Raw genomic sequence first — 18,504 nt, forward strand, 5'->3', positions numbered from 1 at the left:
TAGCCATATCCCACCAACTCCGCGCAAACATTCAATTTTTTGGCCTTGGCACGTACTGGCACAGGCCATGCATACGTATCGGCGGTAACTGCCGAAAACGGCCATTGGAGGCGTGAGTGAAAAAAATCGAGGCTATCGTAAAGCCATTCAAGCTCGACGAAGTCAAAGAAGCGCTGCAGGAAGTTGGCCTGCAGGGCATCACCGTGACCGAGGCCAAGGGTTTCGGGCGCCAGAAGGGGCATACCGAGCTCTATCGCGGCGCTGAATATGTGGTGGATTTCCTGCCCAAGGTTAAGGTCGAGGTTGTGTGCCCCGACGACTTGGCTGAAAAGGCCATCGAGGCGATCCGTACTGCCGCGCAGACTGGTCGCATCGGCGATGGAAAGATCTTTGTCTACTCCATCGAGCAGGCCATCCGTATCCGTACCGGCGAATTCGGCGACGACGCGCTCTGAGGCTCCCCTCAGCGCAGCCAATTGCCGACAGCCATCATCCAGAAAACAAGCATTTCGTTAGACAGGGGAAGACCTGATGACCACCGCAGCCGATATCATCCAGCGCATGAAAGACGAGAACATCAAGTATCTCGACATCCGCTTCACCGACCTGCGCGGCAAGCTGCAGCACGTCACCATGGACGCGTCGGTTGTTGACGCCGACATGTTCGAAGATGGCGTGATGTTCGACGGCTCCTCGATTGCCGGCTGGAAGGCCATCAACGAGTCCGATATGGTGCTGATGCCCGATCCGAACTCCGCCTATATCGACCCGTTCTTTGCGGCTTCGACCCTCGCGATCAACTGCGACATCCTCGAGCCCAATACCTACCAGCCTTACAACCGCGACCCGCGCTCCATCGCCAAGAAGGCCGAAGCCCTGGTCAAGTCCTCGGGCATTGGTGACTCGGTCGTGTTCGGTCCCGAACCCGAATTCTTCATCTTCGACGACGTGAAGTACTCGAACACCACCTACAAGGTGGGTTTCTCGGTCGACCATTCGGAACTGCCGACCAATAACGACGCCGAATATGAAGGCGGCAACAACGGCCACCATATCGGCCTCAAGAAGGGCTACTTCCCGGTTCCGCCGCTGGATAGCGCCCAGGACATGCGCGGTGAGATGCTCGAAGCCATGGGCTCGATGGGCGTCATCATCGAAAAGCACCACCACGAAGTGGCCTCGGCCCAGCACGAGCTCGGCCTCAAGTTCAAGCCGATGATCCAGTCGGCCGACGACGTGCTGATCTACAAGTATGCCGTCCAGCAGGTCGCCAATGCCTATGGCAAGACCGCGACCTTCATGCCCAAGCCCGTCTATGGTGACAACGGCTCGGGCATGCATTGCCACCAGTCGATCTGGAAGGACGGCAAGCCGCTCTTCGCCGGTGACCAGTATGCCGGTCTCTCGATGGAATGCCTCTACTACATCGGCGGCGTCATCAAGCACGCCAAGGCCATCAACGCCTTCACCAACCCGACCACCAACTCCTACAAGCGTCTGGTGCCGGGCTTCGAAGCCCCCGTGCTGCTGGCCTACTCGGCCCGTAACCGTTCGGCTTCCTGCCGCATTCCCTTCGGCCAGTCGCCGAAGTCGAAGCGCGTCGAAGTGCGTTTCCCCGATCCGCTGGCCAACCCGTACCTCGCCTTCACCGCGCTGCTGATGGCCGGCCTCGACGGCATCAAGAACAAGATCCACCCGGGCGATCCGATGGACAAGGATCTGTACGAACTGCCCAAGGAAGAGCTCAAGGAGATCCCGACCGTGTCCGGTTCGCTCCGCGAAGCCCTCGAAGCACTCGACAAGGGCCGCGACTTCCTCAAGGTCGGTGGTGTCATGGACGATGACTTCATCGACAGCTACATCGAGCTCAAGATGGCTGAAGTCATCAAGTTCGAGCACACCCCGCACCCGGTCGAGTACGAAATGTACTACTCCGCCTAAGCGGTTCAGATTGAAGTGGGGAAGGGGCCTTTCGGGGCCCCTTTCTTTTTGCCCGGCGGCGAATGGGCAAAAGAGAAACGCCGCGATCAGGAGGCGCGGCGTTCATCTGGAAGGGTAGCGTCAGCTGGCTCGGAACGTCCGGCGCATGACGTCGCGCCATTCATCCGGAGCCTCGAGGAGCGACTCCAGTTGATCGGCACTCTGAGGTTCGAAGAAGCGCACGCCAAATCCGAAATCGAAGAGGCGCACCACCTCACCGGTCACTCGCCCCACGGTTACAATCTCCCCGACTGCCGGCTGAAACGCTGCGGAGACGGCTGCCCCGGAAATGGAATAGTCGACGATCAGGCACGGCTGAGACCAGTTGTCTGGCCGCGCGATGACCGTCCGCGGGTTGCTGGGCATGACGCGTTCGGCGCCGCGCCGATCCGTTGTCGCCGTCCAGAGCTTTTCGCTGAAACTTGTGATCCGGACATTGAGCGCATCGCGGTCATCATCGCTTTGCTCGAAGGACATTTCGAAGCCATCGTCATAGAGCCGCGTAACCTTGCCGCTCAGCGTACCAAATGACGTGAAGCGCGCCGATACCCATTCGCCGGTCTGCGGGATCACCGGAGCCGTCACACGCAGGCAATCACTGCCGATCATCCTCAGCCGGCATGCAAAGAGGTTGATGCCAGGATGCGTGGGCTGGGCACCGATTACGTAGCGGCCTGCAACCGATGCAATGCCGTGCAGGGCAATGGTAGGACGTTCGGTGATTTCGGACACGGCCAGTCTCCATCTGGTGACCAGGACAGCATGCTCTTGCCCTCTCAACGGGCCCTTGCGCCACTCGATGGCATTTTATCCATTTGGCGATTGTGATCGCATTATCCTGTCGGGAAATTGCATGCGCCACGTCAGGGACTGTTCCGGGCGAAGCAGGCATCCGCGGATGAACGAAAATTACTCGGTCGGCGGCTTTATCAGCAGTTCGAGATCTTCAAATTCCTGCTGCTGGATGAACTGCAGCGCAAAGCCGACCTCAAGGTGCCGCACAACGCGGCCGATCACGCGGCCAAGTGCCATCGGCATGCCGCGTTCGGGCCAGAAATGAGCGGATACAGCCGCGCCCGAGCGCGACACATCGATGACGAAGCAGGGCACTTTCTGACCGTCTGCCAGCACGATAGTGCTGCGTGGGTCGCGTGGCAGGATGCGCCTGTGCTCCCGCTTATCCGGCACCTGGGCATGGACATGCTTCTTGTGCCATTCGATCTTGGCCCCAAGTTTTTCGCGCTCGGTATCGGTCAGTTCCAGCGTGCTCACGAAGCCCGATGCCAGGCGCCGCGTGATACGGGCACGCAAGATGCCGAACTCGTTGAAATGGACAGATACCGTCTCGCCTTCCTTGCCAACCACCGGGCCGACCATCACCAGCATGCGCGTGGAGATGGAACACAGGCGGCAGGCATAGACGGGCACCTTGTCATCAGGTGTGCGTCGCCGATCGGGCAGGGCGTAGCGCCCGGCCAGTGCGCCGATGAAGCGGACATCGTTTAACGTGAAAGGCGCGCGCAGACTTTCGTCTTCATTTGCGGCGGTCAACAACATGGGTTCCCCTTCCCATTTGCCAAAACCGGTCTAACCTTTAGAGCACGAGCCCTTAAGGATTTCTCCCAATGGTTGCCCACTTGCACGGCCCGGCGTAAATTTGACGCTAAACTGAAAGATCGCAATTTTCGCAATCGCACATTTTTGTCGAAATTCCATGCGCTTGAAGTCCCAACATGCCCTGCTGACACCCGAGGAAATGGCCGAGGCTGACAGCCTGGCCGTGGCGCTCGGTGTGCCTTCTCTGGATCTCATGGAGGCTGCCGGCCGGGCCGTGGTAGAAAGGATACAGGAGGGTTACCCGAATGGGCCTGTCCTCGTCCTGTGCGGACCGGGCAATAATGGTGGAGACGGTTTTGTCGTGGCGCGCCTCCTCAGCGAGGCCGGCTGGCCTGTGCGCCTGTGGCTTGGGGTCGAGAAAGAGACACTTGGCGGTGATGCCGCCGCCATGGCGGGCCGCTGGGCGGGCGGAATAGAAGGACCTGCCGTTCCGGAACTCGGTGCCGCAACCCTCGTTGTCGATGCCATTTTTGGCGCGGGCCTGTCGCGCGACGTCGAGGGCTCGATTGCGAGCCTAGTCACGCTGGTAAATGCCTCGACCCTGCCAGTGGTCAGTATCGACGTCCCCAGCGGCCTCGATGGCACCACTGGCGCCGTGCGGGGGGGCGCCATCCGGGCGACTGAGACCGTAACCTTCTTCAGACTGAAGCCCGGACATCTGCTCGGTCATGGGCGGACGCTTTGCGGAAATCTGGTGCTGGCGCAGATCGGCATTTCTGACATGGTCCTCGAGGCCATCTCCTGCCGGACATGGCACAATCTTCCAGGTCTTTGGACGCTGCCCGATCATGCGGGGGACAAGCACAAGTTCGATCGTGGGCACGTCATTGTCGTGTCAGGCGGCCCGCTCCGCACCGGAGCCGCGCGTCTCGCCGCCTTGGGGGCATTCCGCAGCGGTGCTGGCCTCGTCACCCTGGTGGGGGGCCTCGGCGCGCTTCGGATCCATGCGGCTCATGTCACGGCGATCATGCTCCACGAGGCCAGGACCGTGCTCGACCTGGCAGGTTTCATGGAAGATGTACGCATTCGCGCCGCGGTGATCGGGCCGGCCGCAGGCATCGGCAAGGACACACGCGACAAGGTTGAAGCGCTGTTGGCGTCCCAGGCCGCAGTGGTGCTGGACGCCGATGCCTTGACCAGCTTTGCAAACGACGCGGCCGAACTCTTCGCCTCGGTCAGTGCAAGGGGTGCTCCAGTCGTGATGACTCCCCACGAAGGCGAATTCCGGCGACTGTTCCCCGACCTGGAAGGCAGCAAGCTCGATCGCGCCCGCGCCGCTGCGGCACGATCCGGAGCAACTGTCGTTCTCAAGGGCCATGACACGGTCGTCGCCGCGCCGGACGGCCGCGCCGCCATCAATGACAACGCCCCGCCCTGGCTGGGAACGGCCGGGGCAGGGGATGTCCTGGCCGGAATTGTCGCGGCGCTGATGGCTCAGGGCATGGCGGGATTCGAGGCAGCCTGTGCGGGCGTCTGGCTGCATGGGGAGGCCGCTACCCGCTTCGGGGGGCCAGGCATGCTGAGCGAAGACCTGCCCGGCCTGCTGCCCACTGTGCTTGCTGCCTATTTCGCGACCCGGCGCGAACCTGCTGCCACCGGCTGACAGTCACCTCCCGTCATCTGCGGCCGTTGGGCTGCGCTTGTCTATTGAGACGCTCAACCCTAAATCAGGCCGCCATAGGGTCCGGGTGCAGCAGCGCTGCCATTCCGTCCAGAGCGGTGCAGCGATCCCGGAGCGGACCATGAACAAAGCCCTGGTTGTTATTCTGGCAGCCGTGATGCTCGATGCCGTCGGCATCGGCTTGATCTTCCCAATTCTGCCCGCGCTGCTGCGCGAAGTCGGCCACACGACCGACATAGCCACTATCCTGGGCGTCATGCTGGCGCTCTATTCAGCCTGCCAATTCCTGTTTTCGCCGATCCTTGGCGTACTCAGCGACCGATTTGGCCGCCGCCCGGTCCTGCTGGTTTCACTGGCCGGTGCCGCCATCGACTACCTGGTCATGGCCTTTGCGCCGGAGCTCTGGCTGCTGGTGATCGGCCGCGCCATAGCCGGTGTAACCAGCGCCAACATGGCGGTGGCCACGGCATACATCACCGACATCTCAAGCGAGGATGAACGAGCAAGCCGATTCGGCCTGTTCCATGCCATGTTCGGCATCGGCTTCATCATCGGGCCCGTCATCGGCGGCATACTGGGCGACGTCTGGCTGCGGTCGCCGTTCCTGCTGGCCGCCGCCCTCAATGCCGTGAATTTTGCCCTGGCGCTGTTCGTCCTGCCCGAATCCCGCCCCGGCCGGAAAGATGCGCATTTCACCTGGGATACGTTGAACCCGTTCAAGCCGCTGGCCTGGGCCCTGACGTTCAAGGCACTGATTCCGTTGATGGCCATCTACTTCATCATGAACCTGGTCGGGACCGTCTATGGCACCACCTGGGCCCTGTTCAGCGAGGACATGTTTGCCTGGAACGGCATGACCATCGGCCTGTCGCTCGGCGCCTTCGGCGTTTTCCACGCCCTGGCGCAGGCTTTCCTGACGGGGCCGGCCGTGCAGCGTCTGGGCGAGCGCTGGGCGCTGATAACGGGCATGGCCTTTGAGACCGGCGCCATGCTGTCTCTGGTCTTTGCCACGCAGGGTTGGGTCCTTTTCGTAATGGCGCCGGTCTTTGCCCTGGGCGGAATCGGCATGCCGGCGCTCCAGTCGCTGACCACAAAGCAGGTTGATGCCGGTCGTCAGGGACAATTGCAGGGCGTGCTGGCGAGCCTCGTAAGTCTGGCGTCCGTCTTCGGCCCGCTCTTCTTCAGCTTCGTCTATCATGGGCTGCGCGACACCTGGCCGGGAGCGGTATGGCTCGTTGCCATCGGCATTTATCTGCTCGCGCTACCGCTGATGGCGGGCCTGCACCGGCGCGAGAGCCGCAATCGGGGCACAGCGTAGGCAATCGGGGACAATTGCCGCAGTTCGGGGATTTGCGGCGATCCGGGCTTGCAGGGGCCATTTTTCCGGTCCATTAACAGCTTTGCACCGTCGGGCAGCCGAAAACCCCCGGATTTCCTTGCGCTCCGCGCAGAATCGCAAAAGGTTGTCGGCGTTTTCGTTCGCCAGAGACGGCGGGCATTCACTGTGAGGAAACGCTATGAACAAAAACGATCTGGTTGGCGTCGTTGCCGACAAGGCTACGATCACCAAGGCACAGGCCGCCGAAGCGGTTGACGCAGTGTTCGAAGCCATTACTGCTGCTCTCAAGGGCGGCGACGAAGTTCGTCTGGTCGGTTTCGGCACTTTTGCCGTCTCCCAGCGCAAGGCTTCCACCGGTCGCAATCCTGCCACCGGCGCCGAGATTCAGATTCCGGCTTCGAACCAGGCCAAGTTCAAGCCCGGCAAGGGCCTCAAGGACGCGATCAACTAATATCGCTTCCGGCCTGTATCGGCATCGGCCCCGTGCGGTTTGCGCCGGGGCCGTTTTCTTATTCGCATTTGTCTGTTGACGGGCAGGAGCGAGCACCCTAATCAGGGCGCGTTCATCCCGGGGGTCCTGGACCCTTTCCGGGCGATTAGCTCAGTTGGTAGAGCGCCTCGTTTACACCGAGGATGTCGGCGGTTCGAGTCCGTCATCGCCCACCATTTTTCCGGCCTTGAACCCGGCATCCCTTCATCCTTTACCCGCTTGTTCATGATTTTGCTCGCATTTTGCGTGAGCAAACCGCCCCTACCTGCTGAGCCAAAATACATTTTCCACAGAGCCGTCGTTGAAAATGTCGTAGGAACAATCCGGTCGCTTGACTTCATATATAGGTGCCAGTACATGGACGCCACGTTGCGCGAACGACATGTTCGCAAGCGCTGCGGGAGTAGCTCAGTTGGTTAGAGCGCCGGCCTGTCACGCCGGAGGTCGCGGGTTCGAGCCCCGTCTCTCGCGCCACTTCTTTTGAAGTGGAACCGCAGTTTGACAAATTCGAACATGGCCATGCCGTCTGTTCGCAAGCGCTGCGGGAGTAGCTCAGTTGGTTAGAGCGCCGGCCTGTCACGCCGGAGGTCGCGGGTTCGAGCCCCGTCTCTCGCGCCACCCTTCTACAGGGTAGTGCATTCTTCCCCCCAAGGTCATGCAATAAGATCCGCGCCGGATCAGCCATTCGCACATCCCATAGGTTGACTTCGGTTTCGCCTGCTGCGCCCAGTAGAAAAGCGATGTTCTGGCCCATTAGCGCCAGCGTATGCAGGTGCTGGGCGTTCCAACGCTCGGGCGATCTGTTGGAAAAACACCTGTATGGGTGATGTTTCCGGCGCAAAACGCCTCACTATTGTAACTTTGTGTGCATCGCGATCGTATTTGCTATCATCGGATTAGCACGAGGCCGCACCATGTCAGACACTCAAATTTCCGCTTGCATCCCCATCGGTCGGCGCCGGTTCGTCGCCGCGTTCGCAGCGATATCCTTTCTGCTCCTGCCCTCATTTCATGGGACAGCATTGGGGCAGGAGGCTCCGGTCGTCATCCCCCCACCAGAAGCCGATCTGACTGCCACCGGCAGTTCTGCTACCGCCACCTTTGCCGGAGGTTGCTTCTGGGGTGTGCAGGGCGTTTTCCAGAGGGTCAAGGGCGTCAGCAACGCCGTGTCGGGCTATTCCGGCGGGTCAGCGGAGACGGCCACTTACGAGCTGACGACGCGTGGTGATACCGGTCATGCCGAGACCGTGGAAATCACCTACGATCCGTCGGAGATCAGCTATGGCGAACTGCTGCAGATCTACTTCTCCGTCGCGCACAATCCCACTCAACTCAATTTCCAGGGGCCGGACCGGGGTACACAATACCGATCCACCGTCTTCGTGCGGTCTGCCGAGGAAGAAGCCGTCGTGCGGGACTACATCGCCCAGCTGGATGAAACGGGGCTGTTCGAAGGTCCCATCGTCACCACGATCGAGCCCTTTGAAGCGTTTTATCCGGCCGAGCAGTACCATCAGGATTTTCTGACGCTCAATCCGGAGTGGCCCTACATCGTCGTGCATGACCTCCCCAAGATCGCGGCGCTCGAATCGATCTTTCCCGACAAGTTTCGGGCAGAGCCGGCTCTCGTGGGGGTCCTTCCGACCAGCTGATCGAGCCGGAGAACGATCACGAGCCCTTGATTTCACATTCCGGCCGCAGGCCAGGCGCGCTATCGCCAGAAAACGCAGGGAAATGCGGGAATTATTGGGGCAGGGCGTCGCTATGACTGTGGCGGCGCAGCGTCATGACGGCGGAACCTGAGCGGCGGGCTGCTCGTTTTGTGTTGTGCAAAGGACTGAATCAAGGAGGCCGCGATGCGTAGTGCAAAGACTTTTGCCGCAGCGTCCTTGCTGAGCGCTGCCACCATTCCGTCCGGTTTCGCCGCTGACGCGATCACCATACCCATCTCGACCAATTCCCAGTTGCCTCTAGCCGGGCCGGCCGGGTTTGACTGGGACGGCTTTTACGCCGGGGTACACGGCGGCGGCCAGCTGAGCTCCGGGGGCGCCGGCGCCATCCTTGGTGCTCATGTGGGTGTGAACGCCCAACTGGACTTCTATCTCCTGGGCGCCGAAGTTGCGGTGAGTGGGCTCCCTGAAGCGGATGACATGGGGGCGTCAGCCGAAGGCCAGATTCTGGGCCGTGCGGGTGTGGTCGTCTCCGACAACGCGGTGGTCTACGCCGCCGGGGGCTACGGCATCGACCTGGACATGGCTGAAGCGCCGGATGTCCTGGTCGGCGGCGGACTTGAACTGGGCATTACCGATTCTCTATCCGTCCGCGCTCAGTACCTGCACAGCTTCCCTGCGCAGGCTGATATGCCCGAGGACACGATCACCTTCGGGGCCAGCGTCCACTTCTAGCGAATTCGGCAAATCGCGATTCGCTTTGCAATGGTCTTTGAACCGCGGAACCACTTCCATTTGCGGCGGGATTGTGGCAGCTTGCCCACGTTGTTGGCGGGGCGGGGCCACATTTGTGCCGCGTTTCACCGGGTGACTGGGGCGGATTAGTGGCATTTGTATCGAATTGAACCAATTTCGGGGCGTTCCTGCAACACCTGCCCGGAAATGGTCATCGAATGTTATCCCCACCGCCCAATTTAGGCGTTGATGCTCTTGTCAGCCGCGCGCCTGTCAGGCATCTATCGGTCGACTACGGTTAACTCTATGGGAGTGCAAGACATGTTTGTACGTTCTCTGGTCCTTGGCGTTTCCGCCGCGGCCCTCATGGTTGGTGGCGCTCAGGCTGCTGACCTCATCATCCCCGTCACCCCGGAGCCGATCTACCCGGCCGCCGGTTTTGACTGGGAAGGTCTCTATGCTGGTGCTCGCGTTGGTGGCCAGTTCGTTGGTGCCAACGACTATGCAGCTTCGACCGCCAGCACCACCTACGGTGTTATCGGCGCTGCCGTCGGCGTGAACTTCATCCCGGTGGACCCGGTTCTGCTCGGCGTTGAAGTCACCGCTGACTACAACTGGAACCACTCGGCAACCAGCTCGGCTGAGTTCTTCGCCAACCTGCGCGTTGGTGCCATCGTGACCGACAACGCCCTGATCTATGCCCTGGGCGGCGTTGGCTACCACAACAACCACAACTCGACCTCCGAAGCTGTGTACCAGCTCGGTGGTGGTGTTGAATTCGCCGTCAACGACGTCGTCACCGTCCGCGGTGAAGTTGTCGGCCAGGGCGACTTCTCGTCGACCGCTGGCGACGCTTTCTTCGAGTCGGCCAAGGCCACCGTCGGCGTTTTCTACCACTTCTAAGTTTGACGTTCCGGGGCGGAAACGCCCCGGGGCCTGCAATCTTGCAACCCATCTCGGCGGACCGATTCCATCGGTTCGCCGTTTTGGTTTTTGGTGGCTCGCTGTCGCCGTCTGGTCCGAGACCAAGATTCGGCACACGACACATGGTTGTCCGTTATCCAGGGCCTATCTAAAAATACGGGCGTGCTCGGCGAGCCTCTTGGCAGCAATTATCTTGCGTAAATCCTGCCCCAAGACGGTGGTTTGAAGCTGATGCTGCCTCACAGTTACATGATTATTTTCCTCATATTTTCTTTCCCTTGAAACGTTTGGGGGGAAGGTCTAAGCCGTTCCGCATCACTTGCGCGTCGGCTCTGTTGCCCCAATTGCTTCGCAGTCCACGCGCTTCTCGGCCGCTCTGGCCGGCAAGAAAATTAGGCTGCCGCATGACTGAATTGCTCAGCAACTACCTGCCCATTGTCATCTTCATCGCCTTGTCGGCTCTTATTGGTGGCGCGCTCCTGGTGGCACCTTTCCTGGTTGCCGTTAAGCGTCCTGATCCGGAAAAGGTATCCGCCTTCGAAGCAGGCTTCGACGCCTTCAGCGATGCGCGCATGAAGGTCGACGTTCGCTTCTATCTGGTGGCGATTCTCTTCATCATCTTCGACCTCGAAGTGGCTTTCCTGTTCCCCTGGGCTGTGGCCTTCCGGGATGTGGGTTGGTTCGGCTTCTGGTCCATGATGATATTCCTGGGCGTGCTCACCATCGGCTTTATCTATGAATGGCGTAAGGGAGCTCTGGAATGGGATTGAGCCCGTCCAGTTCGACACTGGTTACCCCGCGTCCGACGGGCGCGATCGATCCGGCAACCGGCAAGCCTTTTGGCGCTGATGACCCGTTTTTCGCTGGCGTGAACAATGAGCTGGCCGACAAGGGATTCCTTGTCACCACCGTGTCGCAGCTGATCACCTGGGCCCGTACCGGCTCGCTGATGTGGATGCAGACGGGTCTGGCATGCTGCGCCGTGGAAATGATGCAGATGTCGATGCCGCGCTATGACATCGAGCGTTTCGGTACTGCGCCGCGTGCGTCTCCGCGCCAGTCCGACGTTCTGATCGTCGCCGGCACGCTGACCAACAAGATGGCCCCGGCCCTGCGCAAGGTCTATGACCAGATGCCGGAGCCGCGCTATGTCATCTCCATGGGCAGTTGCGCCAATGGCGGCGGCTACTATCACTATTCCTATTCCGTGGTGCGCGGTTGCGACCGGGTGCTGCCGGTGGACGTCTATGTCCCGGGCTGCCCGCCGACCGCAGAAGCACTCCTCTACGGCATTCTTCTCCTGCAAAAGAAGATTCGCCGCGACGGTACGATCGAACGATAGGGCAGGGGCATGGACGAAACTGTTGTTGTCGAGCCGATTGCTGTCGACCCGCTGGTGATGCTTGGCGAGCACGTCGCCGCGTCCCTGGGCGATGCCGTCCTGGGTTTCGAAGTGGCCTATGGCGACCTCACCGTCACCGTGGCGCGCGATTCCATCGTCAATGTGGCAACCTTCCTGCGCGATGATCCAAAATGCCGGTTCATCAGCTTCGTGGACGTGTGCGGCGCCGATTTTCCGGCCCGCGAATTCCGCTTCGACGTGGTCTATCATTTCCTCAGCCCGCATCTGAACCAGCGGATTCGCGTCAAGCTGGAGGCTGACGACGTGACGCCGGTCCCCTCGATCTGCGACGTCTATGCCGGCGCAAACTGGTTCGAGCGTGAGACTTACGATCTCTATGGCGTGCTGTTCTCTGGCCATCCCGATCTGCGCCGCATTCTGACCGACTACGGTTTTGACGGTCACCCGCTGCGCAAGGATTTCCCGCTCACTGGCTTCGTCGAAGTTCGCTATGACGAAGAACGCAAGCGCGTGGTCTATGAGCCGGTGACCCTGGCCCAGGAATTCCGCTCGTTCGATTACCTGTCGCCCTGGGAAGGGACGGATTACGTGCTGCCCGGCGACGAGAAGGCGAAGAACTGATGTCCGAAGTCGACGTTCGTAATTTCACCCTGAACTTCGGCCCCGTGCACCCTTCGGCGCACGGCGTGCTGCGCATGATTCTCGAGCTCGACGGCGAAGTCGTCGAACGTGTCGATCCGCATGTGGGGCTCCTGCATCGCGGCACCGAGAAACTCATTGAATACAAGACCTATCTGCAGGCGGTGCCGTATTTCGACCGCCTCGACTACGTGGCTCCGATGAACCAGGAGCATGCCTTCGCCCTCGCCGTGGAGCGCATGCTCGACATCGAGGTGCCGCGCCGTGGCCAGTTGATCCGCGTGCTCTATGCCGAGATCGGTCGCCTCCTGGCGCACCTGATGAACGTGACCACCCAGGCCATGGACATCGGTGCGCTGACGCCGCCGCTCTGGGGTTTCGAGCAGCGCGAAAAGCTTATGGTGTTCTACGAGCGTGCTTCGGGCGCCCGCATGCACGCCGCCTATTTCCGTCCCGGCGGTGTCCACCAGGACCTGCCGCAGGCGCTGATCGACGACATCGGCACGTTCTGCGACGAGTTCCCCAAGGCCCTCAAGGACATCGACACCCTTCTCACCGCCAACCGCATCTTCAAGCAGCGCAATGTCGATATCGGCATCGTCCCGCTCGAAGAAGCCTGGGGCCGTGGGTTTTCGGGCGTCATGGTGCGCGCTTCTGGCGCTGCCTGGGATCTGCGTAAGGCTCAGCCCTATGACGCCTATGCCGAAATGGAATTCGATGTCCCCGTCGGCTCCAACGGCGACTGCTATGACCGTTACCTGATCCGCATGGAAGAAATGCGCCAGGCCAACGAGATCATGCGCCAGTGCGTCCAGAAGCTGAACGCGCCTGATGGCAAAGGCCCCGTGGCCTCGACCGACGGCAAGGTGGTGCCACCCAAGCGTGGGGAGATGAAGCAGTCCATGGAGGCGCTCATCCACCACTTCAAGCTCTATACCGAGGGCTACAAGGTTCCGGCCGGCGAGATCTATGCCGCCGTTGAAGCTCCCAAGGGCGAATTCGGCGTTTATCTGGTGTCTGACGGCACCAACAAGCCCTATCGCTGCCACATCCGCGCGCCGGGCTTCGCCCATCTGAGCGCCATGGATTACCTCTGCCGCAAGCACATGCTGGCTGACGTGACGGCAATCCTCGGGTCGATTGATATTGTGTTCGGAGAGGTGGATCGCTGATGTCTACGCGACGCCTTGCAGACGAGTCGGTCCAGCCGGCCAGTTTTGCCTTTAACGCTGCCAACCAGGCCTGGGCCGAAAAGCGCATAGCGCTCTATCCGGCCGGCCGGCAGCAGTCTGCGGTCATCCCTCTGCTCATGCGGGCACAGGACCAGGACGGCTGGGTCACCCGTGCGACCATCGAAAAGGTCGCCGAGATGCTGGATATGCCCTATATCCGCGTCCTCGAAGTGGCGACCTTCTATACCCAGTTCCAGCTCGCTCCGGTGGGCAAGAATGCCCATATCCAAGTCTGCGGCACCACGCCCTGCATGCTGCGCGGCGCCGAAGCGCTGCTCGACGTTTGCAAGTCCAAGATCCATCCCGAGCCACACCATCTCAACGAAGATGGCACGATGAGCTGGGAAGAGGTCGAGTGCCTTGGCGCCTGTGTGAACGCACCCATGGTGGCGATTTTCCACGACGTCTACGAAGACCTTACGCCCCAGCGCATGGAAGAGATTGTCGACGCCTTTGCCGCCGGCAAGGGTGATACGATCAAGCCGGGCCCGCAGATAGATCGCCAGACCTCGGCCGCCTTTGGTGGCCGCACCACGCTTCTGGAAACCCCGACAGCCAAGCGCGAGAAATTCGTGCCGCCGCCGGCTCCCGAAGCTCCGGCCGCCGCTGCCGCTCCGGCTGCTGCACCGGCGCCCGCTCCTGCAGCGACACCCACCACGGCTGCCAAGCCCAAGGATGTTGCCGAAGAGAACGCCCCGGCCCTCAAGGGCACGCCCAAGAAGGCCAAGGTCAGCCAGGCCAAGGCAGAGGCCGAGCGCAAGGCTGCCGATGTGTCGGCCAAGGCCGATGGCACCCCGAATAACGCCATGCGCGAAGGCGCAACCGGTGCCGAGTCAAAGGCCGAGGCCGTTGACGACGGCAAGGCGGTCGGCAAGGCCAAGGCCAATGCGCCGGCCGATGGTGGCACTCCGGCGACCGTTAAGGTCGCAAAGCCGGCCATCAAGGCGCCTGCCGCCAATCCGCTCGAAGTCACGCCGACCGCGGAGAAGGGTGGGACACTGCAGCCGCTGTTCGAGCGTCCTGAAGGGGCTGCGGATAACCTCAAGCTCATTTCAGGCGTGGGCCCGGTGATCGAGCGCAAGCTCAACGAGCTGGGCGTCACGCGCTACGAGCAGATTGCACGGTTCACTCCGGCGGAATTGAGCCGTGTCGACGAGGCGCTCAATTTCCGCGGTCGCGTCCAGCGGGACAATTGGGTCGGCCAAGCCGACGCACTGGCCCGCGGCGGCGTCGAGGAATACCGCAAGGTGTTCGGGAAGGACCCGCGCTAAATGGCCACTCGCAGGATCGACTTTGGAGCGCTGACCATCAAGGACTACGCCATTGGCGTGGTCTATGTGGTGCTGGCGACCTTTGTCGTGACCGGCGCTGAAATGGCCTTTGGATTTACACTGCCGAGCCTTGTGGCTTCGGCGGTCGGGGCGGCAATTGGCGTTGCTGCCTGGTTTGTCTTTTTGTGGAAGCGGAATAGCTGATCATGCTCGCTGACAAGGATCGCATTTTCACCAACCTTTATGGCCACCACGACTGGCGGCTTGAAGGCGCGCGCGAGCGCGGCGGCTGGGTCGGAACCAAGGAGTTCATCGACCAAGGACGCGACTGGATCACCAATGAAGTCAAGTCGTCAGGTCTGCGCGGCCGCGGCGGCGCCGGTTTCCCGACTGGGTTGAAGTGGTCGTTCATGCCCAAGCAGAGCGATGGTCGCCCGCATTACCTGCTGGTCAATGCCGACGAATCCGAACCGGGCACCTGCAAGGACCGTGAAATCCTGCGCCACGATCCGCACCACCTGATCGAAGGGTGCCTCCTGGCCTGCCGCGCCATGGATGCGCACCTGGCCTTCATCTATGTGCGCGGCGAGTTCATCCGTGAACGCCAGCGCCTCGAGGAAGCCGTTCAGGAAGCCTATGACGCCAAGCTGATCGGCAAGGACAATATCCACGGCTGGGACCTGGACATCATCGTCCATCATGGCGCCGGCGCCTATATCTGCGGCGAAGAGACCGCGCTGATGGAATCGCTCGAAGGCAAGAAGGGCCAGCCGCGCCTCAAGCCGCCATTCCCGGCGGGCATGGGTGTCTATGGCAACCCGACCACTGTCAACAACGTCGAATCCATCGCCGTCGTGCCGGAAATCCTGCGCCGCTCCGGCGCCTGGTTCTCCTCCATTGGCCGCCCGAACAATGTCGGCACCAAGCTGTTCATGGTCTCGGGCCATGTGAACAAGCCGGCGACCTTCGAGGAAGCCCTGGGCGAGAGCTTCAAGGACATCATCGAAAAGCATTGCGGCGGCATTCGCGGCGGCTGGGACAACCTGCTCGCCGTCATCCCCGGCGGTGCATCCTGCCCGGTAGTCAAGGGCGAGGACATGATGGATGCCATCATGGACTTCGACGGCATGCGCGAAAAGAAGTCGTCTTTCGGCACCGGCGGCATGATCGTCATGGACAAGTCCACCGACATCATCAAAGCCATCTGGCGCATCTCGGCCTTCTTCAAGCATGAGAGCTGCGGCCAGTGCACGCCGTGCCGCGAAGGCACCGGCTGGATGATGCGCGTTATGGAACGCATGGTCCAGGGCCGCGCGCAAAAGCGCGAGATCGACATGCTGTTCGAAGTGACCAAGCAGATCGAAGGCCACACCATCTGTGCCCTTGGCGACGCTGCCGCGTGGCCAATCCAGGGCCTGATCCGCAACTTCCGCCCCACCATCGAGGCGCGGATCGAGCAATACACCTATTCATCCACCAGCGACGGCGCCGTTCCGTCGATCGCTGCGGAGTAAGCCGATGGCCAACATCAAAGTCGACGGCCAGCTCGTCGAGGTCCCCGATCACTACACCCTCATGCAGGCCGCGGAAGCTGCAGGCGCGGAAATTCCGCGCTTCTGCTACCACGAGCGCCTGTCCGTAGCCGGCAACTGCCGCATGTGCCTGGTCGAGGTGAAGGGTGGTCCCCCGAAGCCGCAGGCCAGCTGCGCCATGTCGGTCAAGGACCTGCGTCCCGGCCCGAATGGCGAGCCGCCGGAAATGTTCACCAACACGCCCATGGTCAAGAAGGCCCGCGAAGGCGTGATGGAATTCCTGCTGATCAACCATCCGCTCGATTGCCCGATCTGCGATCAGGGCGGCGAGTGCGACCTGCAGGACCAGGCCATGGCCTATGGCGTCTCCGGTTCGCGCTTCTTCGAAAACAAGCGCGCCGTCGAAGACAAGTATATGGGCCCGCTGATCAAGACGGCGATGAACCGCTGCATCCACTGCACGCGCTGCGTCCGCTTCACCACCGAAGTCGCCGGCATTTCCGAGCTGGGCCTCCTCGGCCGCGGTGAAGATGCCGAGATCACCCCCTATCTCGAACGCGCCCTGACCAGCGAGCTGCAGGGCAATGTCATCGACCTTTGCCCGGTCGGTGCGCTGACCTCCAAGCCCTATGCGTTCAATGCCCGTCCGTGGGAATTGACCAAGACCGAGAGCATCGACGTGATGGATGCGGTCGGTTCGGCCATTCGTGTCGATAGCCGTGGCCGCGAAGTCATGCGCGTCCTGCCGCGCATCAACGAAGCCATCAATGAGGAGTGGATTTCGGACAAGACCCGCTTCATCTGGGATGGCCTCAAGAGCCAGCGCCTCGACCGCCCCTATGTGCGCAAGTCCGGCAAGCTCCAGGCTGCAACCTGGGACGAAGCGCTCAGTGCCGTCGCTGCCAAGATCAAGAAGGCCGGCAACAAGGTCGGCGCTATCGCTGGTGACCTGGCTGCCGTCGAGGAAATGTATGCCCTCAAGGGCCTCCTGGCTTCGATCGGCTCGGGCATGACGGACGTCCGTCCGGCCATGTCGGGAATCGACCCGTCCATGCCGCGGTCGGCATACATTTTCAATCCGACCATTGCCGGGATCGAGCAGGCCGACGCCATCCTCATCATCGGCACCAACCCGCGCAAGGAAGCGGCGCTCGTCAATGCGCGCATCCGCAAGACCTGGCGCGCCACCAACCTGCCTATCGCCGTCATCGGCGAACAGGCCGACCTGACCTATGCCCACGAATATCTGGGTTCGGGTTTTGAGACGCTGGCCGATCTGGCTGCCGGCAAGGGTGCCTTCGCCGAAACCCTCAAGAACGCCAAGCGTCCGCTGATCATCGTAGGCGAGGGTGCGGTTTCCCATGCCAGCCTCGGGAAGCAGGCCGGCCGCGATACCATCGCCCTCGCCGCCAAGCTTGCCACCGGCTCGAATGTCGACGCCGGCTGGAATGGCTTTGCACTGCTGCACAACGCGGCCAGCCGCGTCGGAGGTCTCGACATCGGCTTCGTGCCGCATGACGGCGGCGTCTGCTCGGCCGACCAGATCGCTCTGGCCGGCAAGGGCGAGCTCGATGTGCTCTTCCTGCTCGGCGCCGATGAATACGACATGTCCGCCATGGGCAAGACTTTCGTGGTCTATATCGGCTCGCATGGTGACAAGGGCGCACACCGCGCCGACGTCATCCTGCCGGGCGCGACTTATACCGAAAAGTCCGGCACCTATGTGAACACCGAGGGTCGCGTGCAGGTGACTGCCCGCTCCGTGTTCCCGCCAGGCGACGCCAAGGAAGACTGGGCGATCGTTCGCGCGCTCTCCGGCGCTATCGGGCAGGCACTGCCTTACAATTCCCTGGCCCAGCTGCGTGCCGCGCTCTATGCGGAATTCCCGCATCTGGCCCGCATCGACCAGATCGCAGCCGGTTCGGTCGCCGATGTAGCCAAGCTTGGCAAGGCCGCCATCAAGACAAAGTCGGCTCCCTACGCTTCGCTGGTGACCGATTTCTATCTCAGCAATCCGATTGCCCGCGCCTCGGCCACCATGGCCGAATGCGCCCAGATGGCCGCAGGCTTGCGGCAGGCCGCGGAGTAGGG

Annotated in this window: 18 protein-coding genes and 3 tRNA genes; 19 read left to right on the forward strand and 2 right to left on the reverse strand. The window is 61.6% G+C overall.

The genetic code is table 11. The features are described 5' to 3' along the window. Positions 1-116 precede the first annotated feature (116 nt). The gene (locus MQW79_RS02110; protein WP_046105125.1) at positions 117-455 is read left to right on the forward strand and encodes a P-II family nitrogen regulator; all 339 of its coding nucleotides are present in this window, start codon (positions 117-119) and stop codon (positions 453-455) included. Between the two features lie 76 nt (positions 456-531). Next, positions 532-1,941, forward strand: a complete 1,410-nt coding sequence (gene glnA / locus MQW79_RS02115) for a type I glutamate--ammonia ligase (protein WP_476586548.1) — start codon at positions 532-534, stop codon at positions 1,939-1,941. A gap of 120 nt (positions 1,942-2,061) precedes the next feature. Here the strand turns inward: glnA and MQW79_RS02120 are convergent, their stop codons facing one another. Next, positions 2,062-2,712: a PilZ domain-containing protein gene (locus tag MQW79_RS02120; RefSeq protein ID WP_476586550.1), complete on the reverse strand. Its 651-nt coding sequence runs from the start codon at positions 2,710-2,712 to the stop codon at positions 2,062-2,064. Positions 2,713-2,889: 177 nt separating this feature from the next. Next, the gene (locus MQW79_RS02125) at positions 2,890-3,531 is read right to left on the reverse strand and encodes a PilZ domain-containing protein (RefSeq protein ID WP_476586551.1); all 642 of its coding nucleotides are present in this window, start codon (positions 3,529-3,531) and stop codon (positions 2,890-2,892) included. A gap of 163 nt (positions 3,532-3,694) precedes the next feature. Here MQW79_RS02125 and MQW79_RS02130 point away from each other — a divergent pair, with 163 nt between their 5' ends. The 17 genes from MQW79_RS02130 to nuoG all read left to right on the forward strand — a co-directional run bounded on the left by MQW79_RS02130 (position 3,695) and on the right by nuoG (position 18,502). Then, entirely contained in the window at positions 3,695-5,200 is a 1,506-nt protein-coding gene (locus MQW79_RS02130; protein ID WP_476586552.1) for an NAD(P)H-hydrate dehydratase, read from the forward strand. A 139-nt stretch (positions 5,201-5,339) separates the two neighbouring features. Continuing rightward, positions 5,340-6,536, forward strand: coding sequence for a Tet(A)/Tet(B)/Tet(C) family tetracycline efflux MFS transporter (tet, locus tag MQW79_RS02135; RefSeq protein ID WP_476586553.1), 1,197 nt, complete (start codon positions 5,340-5,342; stop codon positions 6,534-6,536). Positions 6,537-6,735: 199 nt separating this feature from the next. Further along, entirely contained in the window at positions 6,736-7,008 is a 273-nt protein-coding gene (locus MQW79_RS02140; RefSeq protein ID WP_046104301.1) for an HU family DNA-binding protein, read from the forward strand. Between the two features lie 139 nt (positions 7,009-7,147). Then, positions 7,148-7,223, forward strand: a tRNA-Val gene (locus tag MQW79_RS02145). Between the two features lie 221 nt (positions 7,224-7,444). After that, positions 7,445-7,521, forward strand: a tRNA-Asp gene (locus tag MQW79_RS02150). 67 nt (positions 7,522-7,588) lie between these two features. Continuing rightward, positions 7,589-7,665 (forward strand) — tRNA-Asp (locus MQW79_RS02155). Positions 7,666-7,961: 296 nt separating this feature from the next. Next, entirely contained in the window at positions 7,962-8,699 is a 738-nt protein-coding gene (gene msrA, locus MQW79_RS02160; protein WP_476586554.1) for a peptide-methionine (S)-S-oxide reductase MsrA, read from the forward strand. Positions 8,700-8,903: 204 nt separating this feature from the next. Next, entirely contained in the window at positions 8,904-9,452 is a 549-nt protein-coding gene (locus MQW79_RS02165; protein ID WP_476586555.1) for an outer membrane protein, read from the forward strand. A 321-nt stretch (positions 9,453-9,773) separates the two neighbouring features. Then, on the forward strand, positions 9,774-10,355 hold the full coding sequence (locus MQW79_RS02170; protein ID WP_476586557.1) for an outer membrane protein: 582 nt from the start codon (positions 9,774-9,776) through the stop codon (positions 10,353-10,355). A gap of 425 nt (positions 10,356-10,780) precedes the next feature. Then, a complete protein-coding gene (locus MQW79_RS02175) occupies positions 10,781-11,146 on the forward strand; it encodes an NADH-quinone oxidoreductase subunit A (RefSeq protein WP_297113399.1) in 366 nt (121 codons plus the stop codon). Then, positions 11,137-11,718 carry a NuoB/complex I 20 kDa subunit family protein gene (locus tag MQW79_RS02180; protein ID WP_198875620.1) on the forward strand — a complete coding sequence of 194 codons (582 nt, stop codon included), beginning with the start codon at positions 11,137-11,139 and terminating at the stop codon, positions 11,716-11,718. The genes MQW79_RS02175 and MQW79_RS02180 overlap by 10 nt, the downstream gene beginning before the upstream one ends. 9 nt (positions 11,719-11,727) lie before the next feature. Beyond that, entirely contained in the window at positions 11,728-12,360 is a 633-nt protein-coding gene (locus MQW79_RS02185) for an NADH-quinone oxidoreductase subunit C (RefSeq protein WP_476586559.1), read from the forward strand. Continuing rightward, on the forward strand, positions 12,360-13,550 hold the full coding sequence (locus MQW79_RS02190) for an NADH-quinone oxidoreductase subunit D (RefSeq protein ID WP_476586560.1): 1,191 nt from the start codon (positions 12,360-12,362) through the stop codon (positions 13,548-13,550). Before MQW79_RS02185 ends, MQW79_RS02190 begins: the two co-directional genes overlap by 1 nt. Next, positions 13,550-14,881, forward strand: coding sequence for an NADH-quinone oxidoreductase subunit NuoE (nuoE, locus tag MQW79_RS02195; RefSeq protein ID WP_476586561.1), 1,332 nt, complete (start codon positions 13,550-13,552; stop codon positions 14,879-14,881). The genes MQW79_RS02190 and nuoE overlap by 1 nt, the downstream gene beginning before the upstream one ends. Continuing rightward, the gene (locus MQW79_RS02200) at positions 14,882-15,085 is read left to right on the forward strand and encodes a hypothetical protein (RefSeq protein ID WP_476586562.1); all 204 of its coding nucleotides are present in this window, start codon (positions 14,882-14,884) and stop codon (positions 15,083-15,085) included. 2 nt (positions 15,086-15,087) lie between these two features. Then, a complete protein-coding gene (nuoF, locus tag MQW79_RS02205; protein ID WP_198875615.1) occupies positions 15,088-16,395 on the forward strand; it encodes an NADH-quinone oxidoreductase subunit NuoF in 1,308 nt (435 codons plus the stop codon). Positions 16,396-16,399: 4 nt separating this feature from the next. Then, positions 16,400-18,502, forward strand: a complete 2,103-nt coding sequence (nuoG, locus tag MQW79_RS02210) for an NADH-quinone oxidoreductase subunit NuoG (protein ID WP_476586563.1) — start codon at positions 16,400-16,402, stop codon at positions 18,500-18,502. The last annotated feature ends 2 nt before the right edge of the window (positions 18,503-18,504 follow it).

Source organism: Devosia sp. Micro-HW1 (assembly GCF_056341075.1).